The following is a 3,085-nucleotide window of genomic DNA, read 5'->3' on the forward strand; positions in this document are numbered from 1 at the left end:
AATTTTTAAAAAGTAATCAATCATAAAAAGATAAATAACAGAACTAAATTATGATATTAAAATCTTTTTTATTTAAAAAACAAAAATAAATTAAAATTTTTAAAATAAATAATACATAATTATTTTTCATTTAATAAGTTTATAAATCAGACTGTTTTTTTTTGGAATTTTTTAAAAAACAATTAGGGAATTTTTATTAATAAACTTTTATTTTTTTTATGATTTAAAATAAAACAAACCTCTCTTTTTATGAAGAGAGGTTTTTGGTTTTTAATTTAATTTATTCAAAAAATAATTATTTTAATGTTTTTGTGAGGTGTTATTATGAGGTAAATTATTAATTTTAGGAATAGGTGGTTGATTTTTTATTCGATCTAATATTTGATTTATATTTTCTTGATTTTGATTTATTATAATTTGTTTATTTCTTAAAAGATTTATTTGTTCTTCTGAAGCATAAAGTGGTGTATTGTTAATTATTTCTATCATTTCTTGCATTAATAATGAATGGTGTTTCTCTAATATTTTTATTCGATTTAAAAAAATCAATTTGTTAGTTATTTGTTGTTGAATGTTTAAGTGTGTTTGCTGAGTTAAAATGATTTGTTTATGTATTGTTTCTAGTTGTTCAAATAAAACTTTTTTGTCATCTTCTGAAACTTGATGTTCCAAAGCATCAATAACTTCTTGTGATTTTGTTCTTTGTTCTAATAATAAATTGTGATATTTCCTATATTCTCCTAAATAATCATAAGTATTGTTGCTTGTTCCAGGATCATCATTATTATTCATTGCTTTAATTTTATTATTCATTAAAAATAATCCCATTAAACTCAATAAACAAATACTTATTATTTTGACTTGAATTGATAATTTAAACATTAATTAAATCTCCTTTAATTCATTTATACTCATTATTTTTTAGGAATTTTCTAATTTATCAATGGGAGATATGCACGAGAATAGTTTTTTCTTAAATGCAAATATTGAATATTATCATTTGATGAATTATTTTCATAATTCTCTATTATAGAAATAATATTTTGTTGAAAACTTACAGGTTGATCTAATAATTGATTATTATTTTTTATTTTGTTATATTTGTTAATCGCCGTTGTAATAAAATTTTTTTTATGTAAAAGTTCGGTTTTCTTTTGGTTATCAAAATTAAAATATGTTAATTCGTTTTGTATAGCATATTCTGCTTGTATATAAAAAACATATTCTTCATCATTAAAAATTTTATTACTATTACTATGTTTATTATCCATAGCTATCATAATTATTTTCAAGTAATTTGGTAATGTAAACATAATTTATTAAACCCCTTTTTCTTTATTCCTTTAAATTTTTTAATTATATTGGGAATTTATATAATTTTTTTACTAGTCAAAGTTGGTTATTTTATTATTTGGAGTTTCTTTTGTTTTGTGTATTATTATACTTGTCTTAAAGAGAGATAAATTTTTACAGATAAAATTGAATTAAAACAGAATCGGTTAATTTTGAGTCAGCATTGTCAAAAAAAGCTTTGTTTAGATAGTAGTCTTTATTTTCGATTAATAAAATGTTTGGATTTTTCATGTTCTTATTTTTTATTTTAACATATAAACGTAATTTATTATCATCCTCCGTATCAAAAAAATAACTTTTATAGTCATTTAAGTGAGTATGATTATTATAGTATCATTATGGGCGCCAAAGAAGCCTAAATTTCGTGCTATTTAACCAATAGCCAGGGGCGATAAACCCTGAATGGATACGGTCGGTCAGTCAAACGAGAGAATGACAGATTACAGCAGATCATAAAAGCGGGTTGCGACGAAAGCAAATTAGTCAAGAAGATTCCGCCACCGAATAATTCTATGGAGAAGACTGCAATGGCCTAAGAAAGAAAATGGATGTAATTAACAAACCTATTTGTAAGTTGCTTTACTCAAATAGTCCAGAGTCTGCCAATATAAAAGAATGGTATCGGGCAGTTTATCACCCAACAAACCTGGAATCCTACCATTATCCAAAATGGTCATTTCCCCTAAAGAATTAAGGTAGAAATTTAGTGTAACTTGGAGAATCCTAAAACTAGGTAATTAAATTTACTAATCCGGAAATAAAAGCCCGGATGGTCAAGGATAAAGAATCTTCTTAGTAGTCGTAAGGATAAACCTAGATTTGGAATAATTTAGTTAATCATCTTACCAAGAAGAGAGTTAATGACTCTTATAGGGCGAAAGAAGAAAGTAATTTACTATTTATTCAATGGTATCGGGAAGGGAGTTGATAAATTATGTCAACAACAGTTTCACCAGAAACTAAACTTTTGCGAACATGGAATAAGATTCAATATTGTTCATCAAATGGCTATTCTCTAAAAAGAGAACTCCAGCAGGGAATGAATAACTTTTACAACACGTTAACAGCGTTTAATAAAATCGCGGCTAACAGAGGCGCTGGTACACCCGGAATTGACAATAAAACCATCGATGGAATTAATCTGGAAAGATTAAAAAGATACCATCGGGAATACGTCAATAATGGCTACCACCCGAAACCAGTCGAATCTTCATTCCTAAAGATAATAAAAAAACCAGACCCTTGGGCATACTGACCATCAAGGATAGACTGATACAAAAATGCCTGGAACAACTCTTAACTCCTTATTTCGAAAATATTTTTTCAGAATGGAGTTTTGGATTTAGAACCAAAAAATCTGGTCATGACGCTATCAAACGCGTCAAACAAAGATTTAGAGGAATTGATTGCCTTGTTAAAATTGACTTGAAAGGTTACTTTGAAACTATCAATCATGAGATTCTAATGAGAACCTTAAATCAGTTCATCAGAAAGAATAAAACTTTATTGATCATTAACAAATGGTTAAAATCCGGTTTCATGAAAGAGGACATCAAGTACGAATCTTTATCAGACTCTCCTCAAAGGAGGATTATTTCTTCCTTTTTGACGAATGTATATTTACATTATATCGACTTAAAAATGGAGAAACTGATTAAAGAAGGGAAACCAATTAGGAAGTATAACCCAGAATATAAGAAAGCATGGCTTAGAAACCAGCACCATAAATTGG

The 3,085-nt window shown here is 26.8% G+C and carries 2 protein-coding genes and 1 pseudogene; 1 reads left to right on the top strand and 2 read right to left on the bottom strand.

Annotated elements, in window-relative coordinates; genetic code table 11:
• Positions 1-300: 300 nt before the first annotated feature.
• Positions 301-882 carry an SVM family protein gene (locus OC701_RS02525; protein WP_304514513.1) on the bottom strand — a complete coding sequence of 194 codons (582 nt, stop codon included), beginning with the start codon at positions 880-882 and terminating at the stop codon, positions 301-303.
• A gap of 50 nt (positions 883-932) precedes the next feature.
• Positions 933-1,313: an effector protein gene (locus OC701_RS02530; protein ID WP_304514514.1), complete on the bottom strand. Its 381-nt coding sequence runs from the start codon at positions 1,311-1,313 to the stop codon at positions 933-935.
• A 974-nt stretch (positions 1,314-2,287) separates the two neighbouring features.
• On the opposite strand from OC701_RS02530, the pseudogene OC701_RS02670 reads away from it, so the two are divergent.
• Positions 2,288-3,085, top strand: a pseudogene (locus tag OC701_RS02670) (reverse transcriptase domain-containing protein); the annotation flags it as partial.

Source organism: Candidatus Phytoplasma bonamiae (assembly GCF_030586845.1).
Lineage (GTDB): Bacteria > Bacillota_I > Bacilli_A > Acholeplasmatales > Acholeplasmataceae > Phytoplasma > Phytoplasma bonamiae.